24 protein-coding genes are annotated in these 21494 nt (G+C 67.9%); 21 read left to right on the top strand and 3 right to left on the bottom strand.

Features of this window, described 5'->3' with window-relative positions; genetic code table 11:
* The first annotated feature begins 79 nt into the window (after window positions 1-79).
* The 9 genes from OO70_RS54500 (at window position 80) to OO70_RS11320 (ending at window position 6147) form a co-directional block, all read left to right on the top strand.
* Window positions 80-358 carry a hypothetical protein gene (locus OO70_RS54500; protein WP_043667637.1) on the top strand — a complete coding sequence of 93 codons (279 nt, stop codon included), beginning with the start codon at window positions 80-82 and terminating at the stop codon, window positions 356-358.
* Complete coding sequence (locus OO70_RS54495; RefSeq protein WP_158711443.1) at window positions 355-1410, top strand: YqaJ viral recombinase family nuclease; 1056 nt, start codon at window positions 355-357, stop codon at window positions 1408-1410. Before OO70_RS54500 ends, OO70_RS54495 begins: the two co-directional genes overlap by 4 nt.
* Complete coding sequence (locus tag OO70_RS54490) at window positions 1407-2318, top strand: recombinase RecT (RefSeq protein WP_051741086.1); 912 nt, start codon at window positions 1407-1409, stop codon at window positions 2316-2318. Before OO70_RS54495 ends, OO70_RS54490 begins: the two co-directional genes overlap by 4 nt.
* Before the next feature lie 252 nt (window positions 2319-2570).
* Window positions 2571-3515: a hypothetical protein gene (locus OO70_RS51205; protein WP_051741084.1), complete on the top strand. Its 945-nt coding sequence runs from the start codon at window positions 2571-2573 to the stop codon at window positions 3513-3515.
* A complete protein-coding gene (locus OO70_RS11340) occupies window positions 3512-4234 on the top strand; it encodes a hypothetical protein (protein ID WP_043667630.1) in 723 nt (240 codons plus the stop codon). Before OO70_RS51205 ends, OO70_RS11340 begins: the two co-directional genes overlap by 4 nt.
* Window positions 4231-4662: a hypothetical protein gene (locus OO70_RS11335; RefSeq protein ID WP_051741081.1), complete on the top strand. Its 432-nt coding sequence runs from the start codon at window positions 4231-4233 to the stop codon at window positions 4660-4662. Before OO70_RS11340 ends, OO70_RS11335 begins: the two co-directional genes overlap by 4 nt.
* On the top strand, window positions 4659-4907 hold the full coding sequence (locus OO70_RS11330; RefSeq protein WP_043667628.1) for a hypothetical protein: 249 nt from the start codon (window positions 4659-4661) through the stop codon (window positions 4905-4907). The genes OO70_RS11335 and OO70_RS11330 overlap by 4 nt, the downstream gene beginning before the upstream one ends.
* A complete protein-coding gene (locus tag OO70_RS11325) occupies window positions 4904-5248 on the top strand; it encodes a hypothetical protein (protein ID WP_043667626.1) in 345 nt (114 codons plus the stop codon). Before OO70_RS11330 ends, OO70_RS11325 begins: the two co-directional genes overlap by 4 nt.
* Window positions 5249-5379: 131 nt before the next feature.
* Window positions 5380-6147, top strand: coding sequence for a hypothetical protein (locus OO70_RS11320; RefSeq protein ID WP_043667624.1), 768 nt, complete (start codon window positions 5380-5382; stop codon window positions 6145-6147).
* Window positions 6148-6212: 65 nt separating this feature from the next.
* On the opposite strand, the gene OO70_RS11315 is transcribed toward OO70_RS11320, so the two are convergent.
* Window positions 6213-6965 carry a DUF6551 family protein gene (locus OO70_RS11315; protein ID WP_234336820.1) on the bottom strand — a complete coding sequence of 251 codons (753 nt, stop codon included), beginning with the start codon at window positions 6963-6965 and terminating at the stop codon, window positions 6213-6215.
* 353 nt (window positions 6966-7318) lie between these two features.
* Here OO70_RS11315 and OO70_RS11310 point away from each other — a divergent pair, with 353 nt between their 5' ends.
* From OO70_RS11310 to OO70_RS11295, 4 genes are all read left to right on the top strand, one after another.
* A complete protein-coding gene (locus tag OO70_RS11310) occupies window positions 7319-7951 on the top strand; it encodes a hypothetical protein (RefSeq protein WP_043667620.1) in 633 nt (210 codons plus the stop codon).
* Window positions 7952-8013: 62 nt separating this feature from the next.
* A complete protein-coding gene (locus OO70_RS11305; RefSeq protein ID WP_043667617.1) occupies window positions 8014-8388 on the top strand; it encodes a hypothetical protein in 375 nt (124 codons plus the stop codon).
* 1174 nt (window positions 8389-9562) lie between these two features.
* Entirely contained in the window at window positions 9563-10009 is a 447-nt protein-coding gene (locus OO70_RS51200) for a helix-turn-helix domain-containing protein (protein ID WP_051741079.1), read from the top strand.
* The gene (locus tag OO70_RS11295; RefSeq protein WP_051741077.1) at window positions 10009-11316 is read left to right on the top strand and encodes a PBSX family phage terminase large subunit; all 1308 of its coding nucleotides are present in this window, start codon (window positions 10009-10011) and stop codon (window positions 11314-11316) included. The genes OO70_RS51200 and OO70_RS11295 overlap by 1 nt, the downstream gene beginning before the upstream one ends.
* Here OO70_RS11295 and OO70_RS54485 read toward each other — a convergent pair.
* Complete coding sequence (locus OO70_RS54485) at window positions 11288-12025, bottom strand: hypothetical protein (RefSeq protein ID WP_158711442.1); 738 nt, start codon at window positions 12023-12025, stop codon at window positions 11288-11290. The two genes, OO70_RS11295 and OO70_RS54485, sit on opposite strands and share 29 nt — an antisense overlap.
* Window positions 12026-12076: 51 nt before the next feature.
* On the opposite strand from OO70_RS54485, the gene OO70_RS11290 reads away from it, so the two are divergent.
* The gene (locus tag OO70_RS11290; protein WP_043667614.1) at window positions 12077-13558 is read left to right on the top strand and encodes a phage portal protein; all 1482 of its coding nucleotides are present in this window, start codon (window positions 12077-12079) and stop codon (window positions 13556-13558) included.
* Window positions 13559-13944: 386 nt separating this feature from the next.
* Here OO70_RS11290 and OO70_RS11285 read toward each other — a convergent pair whose 3' ends face one another.
* Window positions 13945-14955, bottom strand: a complete 1011-nt coding sequence (locus OO70_RS11285) for a hypothetical protein (RefSeq protein ID WP_158711441.1) — start codon at window positions 14953-14955, stop codon at window positions 13945-13947.
* Between the two features lie 423 nt (window positions 14956-15378).
* Here OO70_RS11285 and OO70_RS11280 point away from each other — a divergent pair, with 423 nt between their 5' ends.
* From OO70_RS11280 to OO70_RS11260, 7 genes are all read left to right on the top strand, one after another.
* The gene (locus OO70_RS11280; RefSeq protein ID WP_043667611.1) at window positions 15379-17604 is read left to right on the top strand and encodes a phage minor capsid protein; all 2226 of its coding nucleotides are present in this window, start codon (window positions 15379-15381) and stop codon (window positions 17602-17604) included.
* 16 nt (window positions 17605-17620) lie between these two features.
* Window positions 17621-17806 carry an Rmf/CrpP fold protein gene (locus OO70_RS56835; protein WP_078651350.1) on the top strand — a complete coding sequence of 62 codons (186 nt, stop codon included), beginning with the start codon at window positions 17621-17623 and terminating at the stop codon, window positions 17804-17806.
* An 8-nt stretch (window positions 17807-17814) separates the two neighbouring features.
* Window positions 17815-18471: a hypothetical protein gene (locus OO70_RS54480; protein ID WP_158711440.1), complete on the top strand. Its 657-nt coding sequence runs from the start codon at window positions 17815-17817 to the stop codon at window positions 18469-18471.
* A 128-nt stretch (window positions 18472-18599) separates the two neighbouring features.
* Window positions 18600-19238: a hypothetical protein gene (locus tag OO70_RS51195; RefSeq protein WP_051741075.1), complete on the top strand. Its 639-nt coding sequence runs from the start codon at window positions 18600-18602 to the stop codon at window positions 19236-19238.
* Between the two features lie 12 nt (window positions 19239-19250).
* Window positions 19251-20105 (top strand): N4-gp56 family major capsid protein, encoded by an 855-nt coding sequence (locus tag OO70_RS11270; protein WP_043667608.1) that lies wholly within the window; start codon window positions 19251-19253, stop codon window positions 20103-20105.
* Between the two features lie 148 nt (window positions 20106-20253).
* Complete coding sequence (locus OO70_RS11265) at window positions 20254-20652, top strand: head-tail connector protein (protein WP_043667848.1); 399 nt, start codon at window positions 20254-20256, stop codon at window positions 20650-20652.
* A complete protein-coding gene (locus OO70_RS11260; RefSeq protein ID WP_051741073.1) occupies window positions 20646-20969 on the top strand; it encodes a hypothetical protein in 324 nt (107 codons plus the stop codon). The genes OO70_RS11265 and OO70_RS11260 overlap by 7 nt, the downstream gene beginning before the upstream one ends.
* Window positions 20970-21494: the final 525 nt, after the last annotated feature.

The following is a 21494-nucleotide window of genomic DNA, read 5'->3' as shown; positions in this document are numbered from 1 at the left end:
CGCCGTTCGATACGCCCTCGCCCCACAGCTACGGAGCGCGCCAAGCGCGCCAAGCCACAGCGTGAGGAGAGACAAGCACGTGAGCCCTGTCGAGTTCGTCGGTCCGCCGCCCAAGCAGCGCAACACCAAGCACACCCGGATCGCGAACAGCCTGCGCCTGCACCCCAAAGAGTGGGGAGTCGTCCGTACACCGGCCACGTCCGTACGTGCAGCGTCCGCCGCACAGGCCATCCGGAGCGCGCGCCTGCCGGCGTACGAGCCGGCCGGTTCCTTCGAGGCGGTCGCCCGGACGGTCGTCGAGAAGAACGGAGACGTCGAACACCGCGTCTACGCGCGTTATGTCGGGGGCGAGCAGTGACTGCCGCCCCGCCAACCGCCGTGACGCCCACGGGCGTTGTCGTCGCGCCGCCCGGCCTCGACCGGGAGCAATGGCTCACGGTCCGCCGTACCGGCATCGGTGGCTCGGAAGTCGCCGCCGTCCTCGGGATGGACAAGCACACCTCGCCGCTTGAGGTCTACCTCGACAAGGCCGGCGAGCTGCCGCTCGACCGCCCGCGGAACCCGGACCTCGACGAGGCCGCGTTCTGGGGACTGGCGCACGAGCCCACGATCGCCGGCGTCTTCGCCGAGCGGTCCGGCCTGCGCGTCGTCGAGGGCCCCGGCACCCTCGCCCACATCGAGCGTCGTTGGATGCTCGCGAACGTCGACCGATTTGTGCTCGCCGAGGGCGAATCGGCACCGTCCAGCCTGTTGGAGATCAAGACCCGGTCCGCGTTCCAGCTCGACGAGTGGCTGCTCGGTGTGCCGGACGGTCCGGCGCTGCAAACGCACTGGTACCTCGCCGTGACCGGCTACCAGCACGCGCACGTCGCCGCCCTGCTCGGTGGCAACCGGCTGCTGATTCACCGTGTCGAGCGCGACGAGGGACTCGTCGAGCACCTCGTCGCACTGCTCGGGGAGTTCTGGCAGGGCGTGCTCGACCACCGGCCGCCCGCGGTCGACGGCTCCGAGGCGACCGAGGAACTGCTCGGCCACCTCTACGACGTCAAGGCCGACGCCGTGACGGTCACCGACCCGGCCGAGGTCCTGCCGCTGCTGGAACGCCGGCGCAAACTCAAGGCACGCGAGGAACGCGTCGCCGACGAACTGCGCGACGTCGACAACCGGTTGAAGGCGATTGCCGGCGAGGCCGAGATCGTCAAGACGCAGGGCACGGTCGCGTTCACCTGGAAACAGAACGGCCCACTAGCCACGAAGCGGTTCACCGCCGCGCACCCCGGCCTCGCCACGAAGTACACGCACCGCGTCGACGCGCTCGATACAAAGAGCCTCGCCGCCGAGCACCCCGACGAGTACCGGGCCCACCGTGCCCGACGCCTCGTTGTGCCCAAGGAGCCTGCCGCAGCGTGAGCACCAACCTTGCCGAGCGCGTCGCCACCAAGCGCACCGGCCGTACCGCCGCCGCCCCTGCCCACCGTCCCGCCCAACAGCCCACCCTCGTGCAGTTCGTGCAGCAGATGCGCCCCGAGATCGAGCGCGCGCTGCCCGCCCACGTCGGGGGCGCCGACCGTATCGCCCGCATCGCGCTGACCGAGCTGCGGCGCGTCGAGCACCTCGCCGAGTGCACTCAAGAGTCGTTCGCCGGCGCCCTGATGACCTGCTCGGCCCTCGGCCTCGAACCCGGCGGAGTGTCCGGCGAGGCGTACCTGCTGCCGTTCTGGAACAAGAAGGTCCGGGCGTACGAGGTACAGCTCGTCATCGGCTATCAGGGCATGATCAAGCTGTTTTGGCAGCACCCGCTCGCCGCCGGCCTCGACACGCACACCGTGTTCGAGGGCGACCAGTTCGACTACGAGTACGGCCTCGCCCCGGTCCTCAAGCACAAGCCGGCCAGCGGCAGCGCCAAGGGAGCGCCCTCGCACTACTACGCCGTAGCCCGCCTCGCGAACGGCGGGAACGCGTTCGTCGTGCTGGATGTCGACGACGTCGAGGCGATCCGCAAGCGCAGCAAGGCCAAGGACTTCGGTCCGTGGTCGACGGACTACGACGCCATGGCCCGCAAGACCTGCGTACGGCAGTTGTTCAAGCTGCTGCCGAAGTCCGCCGAGCTCGCGCGGGCCGTGGCGCACGACGAGACCGTGCGTCGCGATCCCTCGCCCGAGGGACTCGACACCCCCGGCGACTACATCGAGGGCGAGGTCGTCCGGCCGCCTGCCGCGCAGGGTGCCGAGCAGTCCTCGGTCGAGGACGTGCCCGAGGAGTTCGCCGGCTGGCCCGAGGCCGCCGAGCCGGCCGCCGCCGAGGCTGCCTCGCAGTGATCCGCCGGCCGGCCATCGCTTACCGATGCCGGCATTGGGACGGGAGCGGGCGCCGCTACTGCGGCACCCCGGGCGCCCGCCGCTATCTGACCGGCTACCGCTGCCCCCTCCACACTCCCGCGGCCCTCGCCGGCCGCCCCGAACCCGGCACACCACCACCCGGGAACGGCCCCAACTACCCCTAATTTTTCTAGGGGTTAGGGGTCGGTTCCTCAACCACAGTCGATATCAGGTGAGAGGAGCCGGCACGTCATGTCGTGGTTCAAGATCGATGACAACTCGCACATGCACCCGAAGTTCGTCGCGGCCGGCAACGCCGCTCTTGGGCTGTGGCTGCGTTGCGGCGCCTACTCCGCGCAGCACCTCACCGAGGGCCGCGTGCCGGGCATGGTGGCCAAGCAGTACGGGACTGCCCCGCAGGCTCGAAAGCTCGTGACCGTCGGGTTGTGGCACGCACGCGGGCACGGCTGTGAGCGCTGCCCGCAGCCGGCCGCGGGCGACTACGTCGTGCACGACTTCTTCGAGGGCGGGCGCAACGCCACCCGGGCGCAGGTCGAGGCCGCCCGTTCGGCCGCCGCGGAGCGCAAGGCCAAGAGCCGTGCGAATCAGACGCGAATCGTCGAGGAATCGTCCGCGGATCGTGAGCGAAACGCACACGGACCGACGCCGAATGCCGATCGAAACGCACCCCCGTTTCCGAAGGGAAGCGCAGGTCACGGCACCGGGTCACAGCGTGACGCCGTCGAGGCTGTCACAACCCCCCAAGCCAACACCAAGCCTTCCCCCTCCACTTCCTTCGGAAGTGGAGGACAACAAGCCAGCCCCGACGGTCCGCGGATCGCCGAGCCCGTACGGCCGCTCGTCGACGCCATGACCGCCGCCGGCATGGTCGTCTCGTGGGAGCTCACCCCCGCCGAGTGGGTCCTGCTGCAAGCCCTGATCGAACGCTGCGGTGTACAGGTCCTCGTCGACCACGCCGGCGGAGCCTGGCAGGCCGCCCGCTCCCGCGTGCGCAGCGCCCGGTACTTCCTCGCCGGCTGGCGCTCCCTGCCCTCGATGCCCGCCCACACGCCGGACGCCGGCCGCGGCCCCAACGTCGTTGCCCTGCACGGCTCGCGCCCCTCGACCACCGATCAGCGCGTGCGCGACGGCCTCGACCTCGCCGCCCGACTCCGTGAACAGGAGGCCACCCCATGACCCCGGCCGACGCCGCCGAACTGCTCACCCTGTGCGCCGCGTTCGACCGCCGCACCATCGGCGAATCCGACGCCCGCGCATGGGCCTACGCCCTGCGCGACATCCCGCTCGACGACGACACCCGAGACGCCGTCGCCGACCACTACGGCCGCACCGAGGCATGGATCACCCCCGCCCATGTGCGGAAGATCCGCACCGGCCTGCGTACGCAGCGCATCGAGACCGCCCACCCGGTCTACGACGGCCACCCCGACGAATCCTCGGTCGAGTTCACCGAGCGCCGCCGCGCCCAGCTCACCGCCGCGGCCGACGGCACCCTGCCCTCGCGCACGATCGGGCAGGCCCTCGACGCCGCCCCGCCGCGGGCAGTGCTCGCCCTCGCCGCCAGCATCGGGCGCAGCGTCCACGACGAGCCGCGCCCGTACGTCGCGCCGGAGACCCGCGCCGCCATCCGCAAGACGCTGCCCGGCCGCCGGGCCGCGCTCGTCGAGCTCGCCGTCGCCTGCCCCAATGAGCAGTGCCGCGCCGCCGTCCGCCGCCTGTGCAAGTCCTCGCGCGACGTCGAACTGCGTACCGGCGTTCACGGTGCCCGGCGGGACGCCTACGCGACCACCTACGCCACGTGCCCGGAGTGCGGCTCCGGACCCAGCGAGCCGTGCACCTCGGCCGAGCCGCACCCCGCCCGTATCCGTGCCGTACGGGAGGTCGAGGCCGCATGAGCCGTCGCCGCCACCACGCCCGCGAGACCACCCAGAACACCGAGGAGTACCGGGCAACGGCCACGTGGTCACACAACGGGCCGCCGGCGATCTGCCGGAACTCCGACAAGGCCCGCGTTCGTCGCCGCGCCGTCGAGTGGGCCGACCAGGGAGCGCACGTCCTCGTCGAGCGCCGCCGCCGCGGCCAGTGGCGCCACCTCGACACCCTCGACGGGCCGGCCCTGCGCCGAGCCGCGGTCGAGCAAGAAGCGGCCGAACGGTACGACCGCGTCGAGTCCCAACTAGCCGAGGAGACCGCCGCGTTCTGCGAGCGCGTCCTCGACGAGCACACCGAGGACGAGCAGCACTACCTCGCCCGCCTCATGGCCACCCCGCCCGCCCCGCGCGAAGTCCGCGCCCGACACACCGCCGGAGGACTCCGCCGATGACCCCGAACGCCGCCCGAGCCGCCCTCGCCGCGCACCTCACGGACACGCTCGAACTGCCGCCACACCGCGCCACGATCACCGCCTCCGAGCTGCTCGACCGCCTCACCGCCGAGGGATGGGAGATCAACACCACCCCGGCCGCGCGACCGGTCGCGCCTCGCGCGCGGGAGACCTCGCGCGCTCGGCGCCTCGCCGCTCGCCTGCTTCCTCACCGCGCACGCCCGAACGGAGACACCGCCCGATGAACACCCGTACCCGTATCGACTCTCGCCGAGGCCGGACGATCGCCCGCGAGGCCGAGCGCGACGCCCGTCGCGACCGCTTCCGGCTGCTGCTCGCCCGCGCCGACCGAGGCGTGCTCGCGCCCGAGGACTGCGCGCAGCTCCGCGCTGACGTCGAGGCCGAGGTCGCCGAGTCCGACACCCACCGGCGCAGTGCCGGCGGGCAACAGGCAGCAGCGATGCGGCTGCACCAGCGGATCGAGGCCGCCGAGGACGCCATTCGCGAGATCGAGGCCGAGCGCGACGAGGTCCGAGAGCAGCTCGCCGGCACGCACACGTGCAGTGGTTCTCCGTCAACACGATGAAACCCGCATTCATCCACTTCCGGGCCACCGCGAACACCGACAACCGGCTGATGAGCCAAGGGAGTTCGTGTGCGGCACGTCCGCAGCCACCGACATGCCACACACGAACCCACCGAACAGGAGCAGTGCCGATGAGCTACGCCCCCGCCGTACACGAGACCGTCGCCGCTCTGCGCTGCGTCCGGGAGCAGTGGGCCGAGCTGCTGCTCGCCATCGAGACGCCACCCGCGGACGTCTGGCCACCGCGGCAGCTCGCGCACACCCTGCGCGCCGGCGACGACGAGCCCCTCGTCGTCGAGGACCGCGCACCCCTGGTGCTGCGCGAGCACCCCGCCCCACTCAACCTCGACGCCCTCGACACCGGCCTCGCCATCGAGCGCATGGTGTTCGACCTCGCCGACACTCTCGCCGCCGCGGTCCAGCACACCAAGCAGGACGACCCCCGCCGTTGGGAGTTCCAGCACCCCGGCGCAGCGAACGCTCGACGCGCGGCCGGATCGCGGGCGCACGGGCTACACTTCGCTTCCGTGTGGATCGAGGGGCGCGTGCTCGACGAGGACACCGAGCCCGAGCAGCAGCTCGACAGCACCCCGACCGCTCCGCCGTTCGAGCCCCTGCCCCCGCACCTGCTGCACGAGGCACGGCGTACCGCGCGCATCGCCGAGGGCCGGCTGCTGCGCGCCCTCGGCCTCGACCAGCGCACCACTCCGCTACCCGACCACCCATGCCCGTACTGCGCCGGCGAGCTCACCCTGCACACCGGCCCCGAGCAGGCCCCGACCGTTACGTGCTCGACCGGGCCTGAGTGCAATGCGCCTGTACCCGTGGACGAAGATGGCCGGCGCTCGTGGGGGTGGAGCAATCTGGTCCTGCTGGTTAGCGCGCTCCACTCGGCGTAGTCGTACCCGCCAGACAGAACGAAGGCACCGGCGAGGTTCGCCGGTGCCTTCGACGCCCTCGGACTTCAGGCAGCGATGCGGTTCTTCTTCTTGTTCTTGTTCCACTCGGTCACGATGAGCTGGTAACACATGCTCACGCGGGACCCGGTGCCGCTGTGGTGCAGCCCGCCGTCGGTCGTCAGGTTACTGACCCTCGTGCGCCAGACGAATGCCGTGCCCTTCTTGCCCAGCTTCTCGGCGAGCTGAGCGTCGACAACATCGTCACCATGGCGGCCGAGGAACGTCCCAATGCCTCCCAACAACATGCCGTCCCACGTTTCCTTTGTGCGACCCCACGCCTCCTCGGCGACCGCGAGCGTGCGCTCAAGGATCTCCGGACCGTACTCGTCTGTGATGCGCAGAACGCCCGCTACCGCCCCCACGGTGTTAGGGGAGGCAGAACCCATGGACAGGCCCCGACGCTTGAGCGCTGATTCCGTAGCCGCGAAGAGAGGGAGCTCGGCCGTCAGGCCGATCCTGTACTCGTCCAGCGGATTGGGCTTGTTCGATTCCCTGTTCTTGATCAAGAACAGGATGGCTTCTTCCTGTTGGTTGAGGCCGTGATGCACCTCAGCCACCATCGTGGGGATGTCGGAGATCTCGCACACGTACCAACGGTGCATGCCGTCGACGATGTATCGATCCCCGTTCGCGCGCTGAGAGACGACGATCGTTCCGATCGCCTCGGGCACGAGGTTTGCAGCGATCCCCATCGCACGCTTCTTGTTCAGGGTGCGCTGGGCCTTGTCGTCTGTCTTGAGCTGGTCGACCGGGATCACGACACCGTAATCGACTTTGTGCTCCCGCAGCTCATACGGGTACCGCTTAGGCATAGGTCAGCCCTCTCTGCGCCGCGTCAAAGGGGAATGGGCACAAGGCCCAAGGTGGGTGGCGGTCGCAACTACACCGCATCAGGGCAGGGTTGCCGATGCACCCAGTTGACCGAACTTGCCCGAACATCGAGGCGGGTTGATCCGATTAAGCGAATTTCACACCATTCGATGTCGCATTCCGCCCCTCGGATGAACCAAGTTCACTGAAGTTCTTGTGAACTGGATTCACCCAAGGTAGCGTGAACCTCGTTCTGCCGGCCTCCACCCGGCACCCACTCACCACCAAGGGAGCAACCCCCATGGAGCTGATCACCTTCACCGCCGGCCGTACCTCCACCCCCCACCTTGGTGGGCTCGTCGACGGCGCCCCGCGCACCATCTGCAACACCGTCGCGCAGGGTCTCGTCGTGGTGGCCGCGGCCGGCGGGCGCCTGTGCCAGTCCTGCGAGCGGGGCGCGGCCGTCCTGCGCTCGCACGTGCTGCGCCCCGAGGTACGGCTGCTCGCTACCGCGCGCAGCACCAAGGCGGTGGGGCACTACCTGATCGAGGGCACGTCGGGCGCGTACTGCGGCGTGACCGTCGGCGAGGGCACCCCCGCGGGCGACCGCGCGTGCAAGGTGTGCGAGGCGCTGCGCGTGAAGGTGGCCGAGTTCGACCTCGCTTGGACGAGCAGCTTGTTCGGGTACGACGTCGAGGCCGACGCCCCGTACGACTGCGACGCGTGTGAGTGGGTCGGGCGGTACGCGCAGGGCACGGCGCCGGCGCGGCAGGAGTGGGCCGCGCACGAGGAGACGTGCCCGGCGTCCGCCGCCGATGTCGAGCAGCAGCTCGTCGTCGAGGACGTTGTCGCCACGTGGCGCGAGGAGTGGCTCACCGAGGGGCAGCAGACCATCGAGGGACTGCTCGACGAGCAAGGCGCCTTGTTCGTCTGACACCATCGGTCCGCCCCGGCAGCGCCAGGGCGGACCCCGTCGCAACTGGAGACATAAACCCGATGACCACCGACGAGCAGCAAATGGACGCCGACTCGCCTCGGGGGCGCCTGCTGGCTGGCGTCGCCGCGCTCGTTGACACGTTCGCGGCCGAGGCAGCAGACGAGCGCGAGCGGGAGGCCGCAGAACGCGCCGCCCTGGTGCACGACGTCGCCGCGCAGTACGACCCCGCGCGAACGGCTGCCGATGTCACGCTCGCCGAGGCTGGTCGCATCCGTCGGGCGTACAAGCTCGTCGAGGAAGCGACTCCGCGCCTGATCATCGAGGCCAACGAGCGCGACGACATGGGCGCGACGGAAATCGCGAGCATCCTCGGCTGCTCCCCCTCGTACGCCTCGCGCATCCTGCGTGAGCGCAAGCCCGCCGCGGAGGAGTGAGCAGACCCCCGCCGCTCCACACGGCGAGGGCCCTGACCATGGAGCGGGAGCAACCCCCGCCCGGGCTGCGCCCACCTTAACGACTCTCCAAGTCGTCTCGGCTCTGTGGTTGCTCGCCCCCCTCACCCTGTCCCCGCCATGCATCGCGCAGCCTGCGCAGCGCGGCAAGTGCCGCGATCGCCTTGTCGGAAATCGGGGGCACTTGATCAAGAACAAACATGACGAACCCAACGAGCGCAGCCACCGCCGCCGTTGACCATCCAACCGCTTCCATCCGAGCGGCTCGCCTTCCTTCTCGGGGCAGCCGACACGGAAGCGGGCAGCCTCGGGTCGACCACCAAGAACACTGGTGATCAGTCCGAGAACACCGCCCGACACGCGCTGAATCTCGATGCTCCACGGGGGCGTGGAGAGGGAGTGCGAGAGCGGTAGCTCACTTCGCCCCTCAGGAACAGGGGTAGGCCCCAACAGCGGGTAGGCGTCGGCGTCACCGTGTCAGTGCCTCTAGGTAAAGGATGCAGGAGTCCCACACGAAGACGCTTGCGCCGTTACCTTTCCGTGACCTATTGTTGGTGACGCCTCCAGCGTGCCCGGAAACGTCACCCTCTTCACTCGCACACCCCGCCGCATTCCTCCTGGCGGGGCGCACTTGCGTCAGGCTCGCGCTCGGACCGATGCGCGCACCAGACAGCAGTGCACAAGCACCGCGAGACCCGCCACGAGCACGGAGAGAGCCCCCGGAGCCATCCAGGGGGCCAAAACGGCGAGCGCGATCACAGCCACGATGACCTCAAGCACGGGTCGACCCCTACGTCGCGTACGGACGAGCGAGGTGCCGCAGCGAACTACAGATCCACGGTCAGACATGACTGTGCCCCATTCGTCACAAGCAGGACTTTCGGACAGAACCCGGATATTGGGTGCCCTTAGATTGAAAAGCAGTCCACCGCTTTTGCTGGAAAAACACAAACCTGCGACCGCGACCCAGCCTCCGGGAGCTAAGTCGCAGACCCTTCCTACCTACGAAAGTGCGAATCCCACCTAGGTGGGATTCGGCGTACCGCAGGGAGCGGCGCCAAAAATCCATCAGAGTCAAGCGGTCTCGATCTGATAACGAGACGATCTTGTTCGGGCCAACTCCCGCCCGCATAGCGGAACTTGCGGAGGTGAATGCGTGGCCGAGCCGATCACTGTGCGCGACCGCGAGGCCGTGCGCACCCTGCACGCCGAGGGCAAGTCGCGTAACGAGATCGCCCGGACTATCGGGCGCAGCGCCGCCACCGTAAGCAAGATCGCCCGCGAGGAAGGGCTCGCGTTTTCCGGAGGCGCCCGCGTCGCCGCAGCCACGGAGGCACGGACCGCGGACGCCGCCGCACGGCGCGAATTACTCGCCAACGAGGCCCTCGACGGCGCGCTCGGGCAGGTCAGCAAGACTGCCGGCGCGGAATCCGCGCGGGATGCCCGCGACCATGCCACCGCCGCCCGCGCGCTCACCGAGGTACACGCCCGAGTCTCCGAGCTCGCCCGCCAGACCGGTACTGGAAGTGCCGGCGGCTCGATGCTCGACCGCCTAGCCGACGCCCTGCTCGGGCCGGCCGGAGGTGACCGCGAGGGGGTGTGATGGCTGCGCCCCTCCCGCTGTCCGACAAGCAACTGCGGTCGGTGCGCGAGTCGTTCACGTCCCGCATTTCGATCTGGCACGGCAGTGTCCGGTCGGGCAAGACGATTGCGAGCCTGCTCGCGTTCCTGCTGTCGATCCGCCGCGCCCCGGCAACCGGGTTGATCCTGCTGTGCGGTCGGTCGTTGCAGACGATCGAGCGCAACATCATCGAGCCCCTGCAAGATCCTGCGCTGTTCGGCTCGGACGTCGCCGCCGAGGTTCGCCACACCCGCGGCGCCACCGTCGCGAGCATCCTCGGTCGTACGGTCCACTTGATCGGCGCCTCGGACGCACGGGCCGAGGGCCGACTGCGCGGTGCGACTGCCTGCCTGGCCTACGTCGACGAGGCAACGCTCGTCCCTGAAGCGTTCTTCGTGCAGTTGCTCGCCCGGCTGTCCGTGCCCGGCGCGCGGCTGCTGTGCACCACCAACCCGGACAGTCCGCGGCACTGGCTGCGGGTCGGCTATCTCAACCGCGCCGGCGAACTCGACCTCGCTGCATGGCACTTCCGCCTCGCCGACAACCCCTCGCTTTCGCCGGCCTACGTCGCCGCCCTGTCTGCGGAGTACACCGGGCTTTGGCGCCGGCGGATGATCGACGGCGCATGGGTGGTCGCCGAGGGCGCGATTTTCGACATGTACGACGAGGCCGTGCACGTCGTCGACGAACTGCCCACGATGCGCCGGCACTGGGTCGGCCTCGACTACGGCACCACGAACCCGTTCTCGGCCATCCTGCTCGGCCTCGGCGACGACGATCGCCTGTACGCGGTGGCCGAGTGGCGCTACGACTCCCGCGCCCGGCATCGGCAGATGACCGACGCGCAGTACAGCGCCGCCGTGCGGAAGTGGCTCGCCGGGCTCGGTGTCGAGCCCGAGTGGACGTTCGTTGACCCGAGCGCCGCCTCGTACTCCGCACAGCTCTGGGCCGATGGGCACCCCGGCGTCGCGCACGCCAACAACACGGTGCTTGACGGCATCCGCAGCATCTCGAACGTGCTCGACGCCGGCCTGCTACGCATCCATCGCTCGTGCGAGGGGCTGCTCGACGAACTGCCCGGCTACGCATGGTCGGAAGAGGCCGCCGCCCGCGGTGAAGACCAGCCCGTCAAGGCGAACGATCACAGCGTCGACGCGCTGCGCTACGCCGTGCACTCCACCGCGCACGAGTGGCGCCATCTGGTGCTGCATCACCGGCCACTGCCAGCCACCCCACCTGCCGACACCCCGACCACCCAAATTAATTCGACAGCCCCAACAACTTGCTAAGCCAGGCTATAAGCAGCGTAACAGGGACCGTAAGAATCAGAAGAATAATCGCACCTATCAAATTCGTCGCCCACGCCACATGCCCCTGAATGACGATCTGCCGAAGATCCGCACGCCTATACGGCACTATCTTCACTTCGGTAACCGAACCCTCATCCTCCTCAAAGAAAATGAGCCCACTGAGCAAGTAACACCAAAAGATAAATTCACGGGTAGGCCGCGGTATCCACCACACGTGCTCACTCAGTAGATACACGAGGTACGCGGGGAGCGAAATCGTATACCACGGCGCCGGCAAGTACAGGATTCCAGCGACCACCCCTGCGATAAGCAATAACGTTAAGATATTGTCCAGCACGCCCGCGAGATTCTTCTTCACCCTCGCATTGTCCAGAATATAGTTAACGCAATCCTTCAGATATGGATCAACGCCCACTGAATAGTTTATCAACCCCTCACCGAAGTCTATTGAAATATCTGGATTTACTGTCTGAAATTTTACCCACTTCAGATCCGACTTGCGCGTTCCCTGGAGATCCACCACGGCATTAACAACCGTTACGCCCCTGATAATTGTCACACCATGAGAGCTCCTGGATAGAAGAGCGTGAAGGTCTTCTAGATCCTCCAGCCACAACCGCACCCCTGGCACCGCCACTACCTCAGGCCCCTCAGGAGGCGGTGAGGGTAATTGCGATGATCCGGCCATAAAGAACACTGTATCCAATAATTTGCAGCATAGGGAGATTCGGGGGCGGATATGACGCTGCCAGACAACAACGCCCCGTGGCCACCACCCCACATCGCCGGCCTCTACCACGAAATCGCGGTCAACGACGCTTGGTACTCGGGTGACCGTAAGCGGCTCGCCGACGTCTACCGCTCCGAACGGCAGCGCCGCCACGACGGCCGGCGTCGGCTCTGGGCACGCCACCGAAACCCCCAGCACGACAAGGACGACGGCCGGCTGCACATCCCGCTCGCTGGCGACATCGCGAGCTCCTCGGCCGAGCTGCTGTTCGCCGAGCCGCTCGCGCTCACCGTCGACAACACCACGACGCAGGACCGCCTCGACGCGTTCGCCGAGGCCGGCGGACTGGCGAACACTCTCCTCGAAGCGGCCGAAGTCGGCGCCTCTCTCGGCGGATCATTCCTCCGCGTCACCTGGAATGCCGAGCTCGCCGCCCGCCCCCTGCTCACGGTCATTCACCCCGACAAGGCCGTGCCAGAGTTCTCGTACGGACTGCTCCAAGCAGTCACGTTCTGGCGGGAGTTGCCTGGCAGCGACCGCTCGACCATATGGCGCCACCTCGAACGGCACGAGCGAGGCCGCATCCTGCACGCCCTGTACGAGGGCACCGAGGACCGGATCGGCACCCGCGTGCCGCTCACCGAGCACCCCGACACAGCCGGCCTGGTCGACTCCCTCGACGCCGAAGGCGACAGCATCACCACCGGCGTAGATGCGCTCACCGCCTCGTACGTCCCGAACATGCTGCCCAACCGCCGCCATCGCGGCAGTCCGTACGGGCGCAGCGACTACGACGCCCCGCTGCACGACCTCATGGACGCGCTCGACGAGACATGGTCGAGCTGGATGCGCGACATCCGCCTCGCCCGCGCGCGGCTGATCGTCCCCGACTCCTACCTGCGCGACCACGGCCCCGGCCGCGGCGCCTCGTTCGACGACGACCGGGAAATCTGGGCCGCCCTGTCCATCCCGCCCACCGAGAACGGCGCCGGCATCACCCTGTCGCAGTTCGCGATCAGGGTCGCCGAGCACCAGTCGACCGCCGACTCGATCGTCCGCCAAGCCGTCCGCTCCGCTGGCTACTCCGCGCAGACCTTCGGCATGGACGACTCGACCGCGGTCACCGCGACCGAGGTCAAAGCACGCGAGCGCAAGTCCATGACCACCCGCGAGAAGAAAGCCCGGTATTGGGCCCCGGGGGTCACCGACATCCTGCACGTGGCACTCATGCTCGACCGCCGCCTCTTCACACCGTCACTCGCCGTCGAACGGCCCCGTGTGGCATTCGGCGACTCCGTGAGCGAGGACCCGACCAGCGTCGCGCAAACCCTGTCCCTACTCGCGCAGGCGCAAGCCGTGAGCGTCGACACGAAGGTGCGCATCCTGCACCCCGATTGGGACGGCACCGCCGTGCAAGCCGAGGTCGACCGCATCCTCATCGAGACCGGACAAGCCGTCCCTGACCCAATGCAGTTCGGAGCTCTCTCTTGATGGCCCACCAGTTATGAACCCTTGGTAGAGGTGCGAGCGTATGCAAGCGATACGGCCAGGTCACAGCCCTGACCGATGGCGCCCAAGACTACGAGAGCCCAAATCGCGGTTGGGTCCTGAACGTGCCCTGTGGCGATGGCAGTCGTGATGCCACCGCCACTAATCGCACTCCAACGGATAGAAGGGCGCGGCAATCGTAGGACTAAGTCCTGATCGGTCTTCACACCCATAGGAAATCGATCCGCTCTGAGAACGTGCTTTCACCTCTCTGTGACTTCACTGAGAAATGGCTTTAGGTGCCTTCGTCCCCCTAGACTTCTTCGCAGTTATGCGCTATAGGCGCACTCCGAGATCCATGCCGCACCTAGGCGGGTAGAAATTCCTGCCTAGGCCACAGGCCAGCCAACGAACTTGTCGCCGTCCTCGTACACGAGCGTCATTCCGGCGGACTCGACGAGCTCGGCCAAGTCGTCGACGGGACGTTCGGGGAGCAGTACGACGAGCTGCGCATCCTTCGGGGGGATGTGTCGGTGGTAGTCCTGGAGTTGGCCGATGGCCATGCGGACGGCGTTACGACTGCTGCTGCCCTTGAGCTCGTAGAGCGCGTTGTCGGTCGCGTCGTAGAGGTCCGTCCAGAACGTTGACGTCAGCCCCTTAATGCGGATCTTGAAGCGGTCGACCGTGTGCCCTTCGCCCTTGAGGAAGGCGAGGAATCGGTCGCTCAGCTCCGCCTCGCGTCGCGTGACCTCGACGGCGTCACTCGCCTTGCGGGTGACCTTCTTCTTACTGTTCTTCTCCGGCTCGGTGGCCTGTCCGCTGGTGGACTCGGCCGGCTTGAGTTCGAAGTACGGGTCAACACCGATCGGGACGGCCGACAGGGTCTCGGTGACGTCGTCGACCGCCGCGGACACGAAGTCCTCGGGCAGTTGCTCGGTCTCGGCCACCGGACGCAGTCGGAAGACGTAGACCCATCGCATGTCGTGGTTCTGGTCGAGGGCTCGTCGCCTCACGAACGGCTCGCCCTCGTCGACCTTGAACTCGCCGACGTAGCGGTGCAGTTTGGGCCCGCTGTTGCCCTTGACGTATCCGACGCAGATGAACACGCGCAACGTGCGCCCGTCGTCGGCGTGGTTCAGGACGGACCCGTTGTTGCCCTTCAGCGTCTGGTCGCCCTCGACACCCTGACCGGTGTACTCGAAGATCGGGCCCGTCTCGTCCTTCTCGGCGAGCCAACCGTCTTGATAGCCGTAGTCCTTACCGCTGTCGTGATCCGAGTAGATCAGGACGTTGTCGGTCGTGGCGGACGGGATGATGCCACCCTGGGGGCCGCCGCCGAACTTCGCTTTCAGTTGCGCGCGCGTGAAGACGTCGCCGGGCTTGATCTGCGCAGAGGTCATGCACTCGACCGTACCGAGCACCACTGACAACGGGGTACCGAGCAAGCTGTGGCCAACCTGCGCCGGCCGCGCTACTGGGGCGAATCTGTCGTGGACTCCTCGGGTTTCGACTGCTGAGTGTCTCCAGTCCGACAGGCTGCGGCAAACATCGCCAAAGCACGGATGATCTCGGGTCGCTCTGCCGCGCTCGCGCCGCGCAGTGTCAAGACGAACACGGCAAACACCAGAGCGGCAGCCACGAAAACGATGACGAGAAGTGGCCACAAGGAGAGGTAAGAGGTGGGCACGCACACACTCCAATAAGTGCGGGTCCCCCGTGATCCCAAGTGAACTGCTTCACCAGCGACGAATGCCGCCTCCACAGGGCCTTTGCGGCCGCACCCAGCGTTACGCCGAGACTGCATAGTGTCAAGGGGGTGCCTGGTGTCGATCCACCCGGGCATGGTCGAAGACCTCTCGGCAAGCGTGCGTGATCTGTACGCGGACGCCGAAGCACGGCTGTTGGGGATCGTCGCGCGCCAACTCGTCGACGGGTTCGAGGCTCCGGGGTGGGCGGTGGCCAAACTCGCCGATATCCAGCCGCTACGACGCTCGGCGCAGCAGGTCGTCGACGCGCTCTCGACTGCGGTTGACCTTGAGGTGTGGGATGTGGTCGCCGAGGCGTACAACGTCGGTGCGCGCGCCGGCCTCGCCGAGCTCGGCGCCCTGGGCGACAACGAGGTGCGCCGGATCGCCGAGACAACGCCGGCGACACGCGCCGTGGATCGGCTCACACAGGAAACGGTCGACCTCGTCACCGAGACGCACCGCGGGATTCTCCGGGGAGTTGAGGACGGGTACCGGCAGGTAATCGCCGAAGTGTCGGCAACGCCGCTGCTCGGCATCGACACCCGCCGGCAAGCTACGCAACGCGCCATGGAACGGTTCTCCGACCGTGGGCTGCGCACGTTCGTCGACAAGAGCGGGCGCGCGTGGCAGATGACCTCTTACGCGGAGATGGCGACCCGTACCGCGGTCGGTCGAGCCGCGGTCGAGGGGCACACCGACCGCCTGCGCGCCGCCGGCCTCGACCTCGTCATCGTCAGCAACGCCCCGCACGAGTGCCCCGTGTGCCGTCCGTTCGAGGGCAAGGTGCTGTCGATCGACGGCCCCGACGGGCCGCACGAGGTCGACGTCGAGCACGCCCTCGACGACGGCCGCACCGTGCGCGTGGACGTCGCCGGCTCGCTCAACGCAGCTCGGGCCCGCGGGTTTCAGCATCCCAACTGCCGGCACTCCGTTGCCGCTTACCTTGCCGGCGTGACCCGCGCTCCCGAGGACGCGTCCGAGGACCCCGACGGGTACGAGGCGACGCAGAAGCAGCGCGCCATCGAGCGCGGCATTCGCAAGTGGAAGAACCGCGCCGCCTCGGCGACCACACCCGAGGCAAAGCGCGCGGCCGAGGCACGCGGGCGCGCGTGGCAGGGCCGGATGCGCGGCCATCTCGCCGACCACCCCGAACTCATCCGCCGGCGCGAGCGCGAGCAGCCCGGCGCCGGCAATCTCCCCTCGACCGCGCCGCGCCCGTCGCAGGACGCGATCGAGGCCGCGCGCGTCCGCGCGGGCGACGAGCGCACCCTGCCGGAGATGGGCGACGAGCAGCTCGGCGCCGCGATCCGGCCCGGTGTGCTCGATCAAAGCGACCTCGACCGCATCCACGCCGAGTCCGACCGCCGCGACGAGGCCGAGCTGCTCGCCCGACTGCGCCCCGACGGTCAACTCACCGAGCAGCTAACACAGTTCAGCGACGACGAACTCGCCGCCGTGTTCTCGCATTTGGGCGACGACGAGGTGCTGCGCGTCATGGCCGAGCTCGATCGGCGCGACGTCGACGCCGCCCTGCCAGCCGCGCGCCGCGACCTGATCGGCCTGTCCGAGCGCGAACTCGTCGAACGGGCCCGGCACGTCGACGACACCGAGCGAGCCGAGATCGCCGCCGAGGCCAACCGGCGCCGGCTGCTCGCCGAGGTGTTCCCCGACGGCCGGCTCGCCGAGGACCTCTCGCCACTCGGCGACGACGTCCTCGGGTGGGCGATCCGGTACGCGCGTCCCGAGGACGCCGAGCGGATCGCCGACGAGTTCGACCGCCGGTACCCGCCAACCCCGTTGCCCGAGGCCGCCGGCGCGCACACCGTCGAGGGGCAACTCGCCGACCGCGCCGCGATCGACGAGGCGCTCGCGCCGGCCGAGAGTCCCGACGAGTGGGGATCGCTCGCGTTGGACGAGGACCCGTACGCCGGCATGACCGCAACCGAACGATGGATCGCCGAGCGGGAGTACGACGCCGAGCAGCAGCGCACCGCCTACACCCGCGAGCAGATACGCGAGATGTATCGAGAGCACGTCTACGCGCAGTTGCTCGCGGCCGAGGACGCCACGAACGGCTATCTCCTCAACCGCAAAGCGCAGGCCGCCGGCGTCGACCCAGTCACCCTGTTTTCCGGTCCCGCGCACATCGCCTACGCGCGCGCATCCGAGGACCTGATCAGGTGGTGGCAGGATCACCCGCGCCTTACGCTGACCGAGTACACAGAGCAGATCACGGGCGTGCGCAACGCCGCCGCTGACACCGCCCGCAAGAACCGCGGCGATCAGCAGAACCGACTCTGAACATGGGGGGGCAGCAGTGGGCAGTCGAGGCGACCTCGTCCGCGCCATCAACGCCGGCGCTGAGGCCGGCCGCAACGGCGACCCCGTGACCTCATGCCCGTTCCCTGCCGGCGACCTGCTGCGCTCGGCATGGGTGCGCGGATACGCAAAGGCTCGTCCATTGGGCGAAAAGCATGCGCCTGTCCCTAACAGCGTGCTTTGATACTGCGCATGTTGCTCGCTGGAGAGTGGTACAACTCCGATGCTTTTTGGAAGGCTGCTACGGCAGTCATCGCCCTCCTCGCACTCAGTTGGGGGATTTACACATGGCGATTCAAGGATCCCAAGCGCCAATTCCTCTACGGAATGTCTAATCCGACTCCTCTCCTGAGCGCTCCAGAAGGCGTACGTCAAGACCTAGAGTTGCGGCATCGCGGAGAAGTTCTGACCGATCCGCATGTGCTTCAGGTAACCCTAATCAACAGGGGACGAAAAGATATCCCGAGTACCGATTTCGATGACGCTAAGAGCATCCGATGCGACCTCGGGGTCCGAATCATTGCTCACCTTAACAGCACATGCGTCCCTGAATCGCTCAAAGCACCGACACCGGCAATCAAGGACACCGCCATCGAGATGGGTCCCACCCTCATCCGTAGCAGGCAGTCCATCACCTATGCGCTCCTGGTAGACGGGGCGCACCCGACCCTTGAGTGTGAAATCCCGATCGTCAACGTACATCCTCGGGAAATCGATTCAGAATACACACAAGGAATCGCTACAGAGGCACTTACCGTCGCGCTCGTTTCCGCTCTACCATTTGGCGCCGTGATCGATGCAGTATTCTCAATCGTGGTTCCAAGTTGGCGCCGGCGGCGGAACGACTAGAGGGCTCGGATTGACCGAGACTAAGACGCAGACTTGACAATCGCTATTCGAAATCTTCTGCAAGTAGGGCTCGCCATCCGGCGGGCCCTTACTCATGCCCGCGCACCGCCCCCGAAGGCTGATCACACATGACAGAACCCACCCCGACCACTGGTACCGACCCCGGCACGGATATATCGCCGGCACCGACCACACTGCCGACGACGCCGGCCTCGCCCGTCGTCGACCCGGTGGCCGAGCAGCGCGCGACCGCGGCCGAGCAGGCAGCGCAGCAGGCCAAGACCGAGCGCGACGACCTGCTCGGCACACTGCGCAAGGTTCTCGATCCGAACGGCGCGGCCGGCGAGCAGGACCCGGCCAAGCTCGCCGAGCAGGCGACCACCGAGCGCGACACCGCGCTCGCCGAGGCTCGCCGGTTGCGCGTCGAGCTCGCCGCCCACCAGGCCGCGCACAAGAACGACGCCGACCCGGCCCGGCTGCTCGACTCCCGCTCGGTAGCTGCGCAGCTCGAAGCGCTCGACCCGACCGACGCGAAGTTCGGCGAGCAGCTCGACGCCGTGATCGCCGCGGCGGTCGAGGCAAACCCGCTGCTGCGCGCCGGCGGCACCCTGTCGGCCGGACCGCCCAAAGGGGGCGCCGACTTCACCCCGGGCACCCCGCAGACGGTCACGCCCGAGCAGTTCGCGCGCCTGAGCTATGCCGACCGCGTCGAGCTCCACCAGTCCGACCCCGACCTGTACCGGCAGCTTTCTGCCGCGAGCGAGTAAGGAGGCTGCCGCATGGCGAAGACGACCGCGGCACAGATGATCGTCCCGGACGTCTGGGCCGACATGGTGCAAAGCAAGTTCAAGGGCAAGTTGGTCATCGGCTCGATGGCGCTGAACGACTCCACCCTCGAAGGCAAGCCCGGCGACTCCGTGAACTTCCCCAAGTGGAAGGGACTCACGGAGGCGGAGGACCTCACCGAGGGAACCCCGATGACCCCCGAGCAGCTCGGCACCGACCCGGGCAACACGGCCACGATCAAGGAGGCCGGTAAGGCGGTCGAGATCACCGACAAGGCTCGCCTTGTCGCGTTCGGCGACCCGTTCGCCGAGACGCAGCGACAGCTCGGTGTACTGATCGCCCGGAAGATCGACAAGGATCTGACGGCCGCGGCCGAGGCCGCCGGCGTCATCATGGTCAACGCCGCGACCGACCCTCTGTCGTGGGATGTGATGGTGGACGGCATCGCCAAGTTCGGGGACGAGTGGGAGCCGGAGAACATGGCCGGCATCATCATTCACTCGCTCCAGCGGGCGAGCATCTACAAGGACCCGAACTTCATCAGCGCCGACAAGTTCGGCACGGGCGCAGTGATCCCGCGTGGCGTGATCGGCCAGATTGGCGGCGTCAGTGTGTTCGTGTCCGACCGCGTCACCACCACCGCGGCCGACGGCACCAACCCGGCCACGTACAACGCGCTGATGGTGCGCCGAGGCTCCCTCGGGCTGCTCTACAAGCGCCGGCCGCTCGTCGAGACCGACCGCGACATCCTCGCCCGCACGACCGTGGTCACCACGAACGTGCACTACGCCACGCACCGACTCGACGACGAGGGGATCGTCGTTCTCAAGACCCGGGGGGCGGCGTGATGTTGCTCCGTCGCTACCACCCGAGAGAGGACGATTCCCCCGACGAGGACGGAGACGAGCAGACAACGGAAGACGAGCAGACGAACGGGCCGCCGGCGAAGAAGCCGACGGCCCGCTCTGCTGCCCGCGGCAAGTCGACGGGGTGATCGTGGCTCGCCAGCCCTACGCCACCCCCGAGCAGTTCACCGCATGGACCGGCCAGCCTGCCCCCGCGGACGCCGAGCGACTGCTCGCGCGGGCCGGCGAAGACATCGACTCGGCCCTGCTCACCGCGGTCTATCCCGTGAACGACAACGGCGACCCGCTCGACCCGCAGATACGGGCCGCGCTCGCCGACGCGACCTGTGCACAGGTCGAGTACCAACTCGTCGCCGGCGACGACGGAACCGGCGCGGCCGGACAGTGGGACTCGGTCTCGATCGGCCCCGTCTCCCTGTCCGGCCGCAGCTCGCGCACCTCGACTACCGGCGGCGTCGACCTCGCCCCGCGCGCCGACCGCGCCCTGCGCCGCGCCGGCCTCACACCCGGGTGCGTGATGCCATGGTGACCCGCGTTCCCGCGGTCCTGCTGCGCCACCGCATCCGCATCGAGCCCTACCTCGCCGACTCCGCGTACGGCCCGCAGTACGGGCCCGCGGCCGAGGACGTCCCCGCCTTGGTGGACGCCTCCCCGCGCCTGGTGCGCGCCCCGGACGGGCGCAAGGTCACCGCCACGGCGACGTTCATCGCCGCCCCCGATCTCGACTGTCCGCTCGGCTCGCGCGTCACGCTGCCCGCCGGCCGCACCGCGACCGCGATCACCGTCTCCCGCCACACGGCGCCTGGCCTCCCGGTGCCCGCCTGCACCGAAGTCAGTTGCGAGTAATAACTCAACGAGTCACTCCACACCAAAGACTTTGACTAATCGCGATCTAAGGCTAAAGAGAGACGTACTAAGACGAGATGGCAAGCTAACTGAAGACGCTAACCGGCTTAGTTAGACTTGGATCGTCCCCAAACGACGCTTAAGACTTGGCGCGGTTGCTATGGTGTAGCTACACAAGATGCAGTTCAACTGCAAGTTGGACTGCATCTGAAGCTCACACACGTGAAGAGCCGGAGCCCCGGCTGGACCCGGGGACCCGGCACGTGTGCGGGGTTGGGTGGGTCCGGCTGACTGTCAGCCAGCCGGACCTATCTTAAGGTCCGTTCAGCCGCTTCCCGCCCTGACCTGCCGCGATCTAGCGCCGCAGCATCACCACACACGTTGCGAGTGGGGCAAGCGCACCCAAGATCGCAACCGCTGAGCGGACCCAGCGCGGTAGATCTTCGGGCTTCTCTCCCTCTTCGCCTTCCACGTGCCTGCTCCTTTCTCTAAAAGGCACCTCGCGCTGCGAGGAATCCGACCGAA

It is taken from the genome of Streptomyces xylophagus, from assembly GCF_000716435.1.
Lineage (GTDB): Bacteria > Actinomycetota > Actinomycetes > Streptomycetales > Streptomycetaceae > Streptomyces > Streptomyces xylophagus.
Note: the sequence above shows the minus strand (reverse complement) of the source record. Positions and strands in the feature narration are given on the sequence as shown.